The sequence below is a fragment of the Dankookia sp. GCM10030260 genome, from assembly GCF_042666655.1.
Taxonomy (GTDB): domain Bacteria; phylum Pseudomonadota; class Alphaproteobacteria; order Acetobacterales; family Acetobacteraceae; genus Paracraurococcus.
The window spans coordinates 1-1,175 of sequence record NZ_JBHTDE010000082.1 but is presented as its reverse complement, the minus strand read 5'-3'; the positions used below and the strand labels follow the sequence as shown (position 1 = coordinate 1,175).

The 1,175-nt window shown below is 67.7% G+C and carries 1 pseudogene and 1 other annotated feature; the pseudogene reads left to right on the top strand.

The annotated features are described in order from the left end of the window. Nucleotides 1-49 precede the first annotated feature (49 nt). A pseudogene (locus ACFQS7_RS30920) lies at nt 50-1,175 on the top strand (IS3 family transposase); the annotation flags it as partial. Further along, nucleotides 335-451: a sequence feature (AL1L pseudoknot), on the top strand. (Overlaps the previous pseudogene by 117 nt.)

Below are 1,175 nucleotides of genomic sequence, written 5' to 3'. Positions count from 1 at the left end.
GAACCGCCCCGGGTATGTCGGAGGCCCCAGCGGTTGAGAGGATGGGGCAATGACCAAGAAGAGGTCGAACCGATATTCGCCTGAAGTCTGGCGGCGTGCGGTGCGGATGGTGCTGGACCATGGGGGGCGACCACGCCTCTCAGTGGGCCGCGATTGGGTCGATCGCGGCCAGGATCGGCTGCACGGCCGAGACGCTGCGGAAATGGGTGCGGTAGGCCGAACGCGATGCGGGCCAGAGGTCCGGCGCGTCGCTGGAGGAGCGAGAGCGCATCAAGGGGCTGGAGCGCGAGGTCCGCGAACTGCGGCAGGCCAATGAGATCCTACGCAAGGCTTCGGCGCATTTTGCGATGGCGGAGCTCGACCGTCGGTCGAAGCCATGATCGCCTTCATCGACGATCACCGCGAGGTCAGCGGTGTCGAGCCGATCTGGGGGATGCTGCGGATCGCTCCGCCGGCTTACCATGCCTATGTCGCGCCGCGTGCTGATCCTACGCGGGCCTTGCCTCGAGCACGCCAGGACCTGGTGCTCATGGCGCGGATCCGGCGGGTGATGCGGCCAACTTCGGGGTCTGCGGCGCCCGCAAGGTCTGGCGGCAGTTAGGCCGGGATGGCACCGCGGCAGCCCGCTGCACGGGGGAACGCCTGATGCGGCGGATGGGGCTCCGCGGCGTTGTCCGCGGCAAGGAGACCAGGACCACGATCGCCGACAAGGCCTCGCCTTGCCCAGCGGACAAGGTGAACCGTCAGTTCCGGGCGCCGCACCCGAACGCCCTGTGGGTGTCGATCTTACCTACGTGGCGACATGGCAGGGCTGCGTTCATGTGGGCTTCGTCATCGATGTGTTCGCCCGCCGCATCGTTGGTTGGCGGGTGTCGAGGACGGCACATGCGGACTTCATACTCGATGCCCTTGAGCAGGCGCTGCACGACCGCCGGCCGCTGCAGGGCGGGCTCATTCATCGCAGCGACAGGGGCAGCCAATATGTTGCGGTCCGCTACACCGAGCGGCTGCTCGAGGCCGGCATTGAGCCCTCTGTCGGCAGCGTCGGCGACAGCTGCGACAACGCGCTGGCCGAGACCATCAATGGCCTGTTCAAGGCCGAGGTGATCCGCCGCCGCGGCTGGTGGCGCAACCTGGAGGCCGTCGGGTACGCCACCCTCGAATGGGTGGACTGG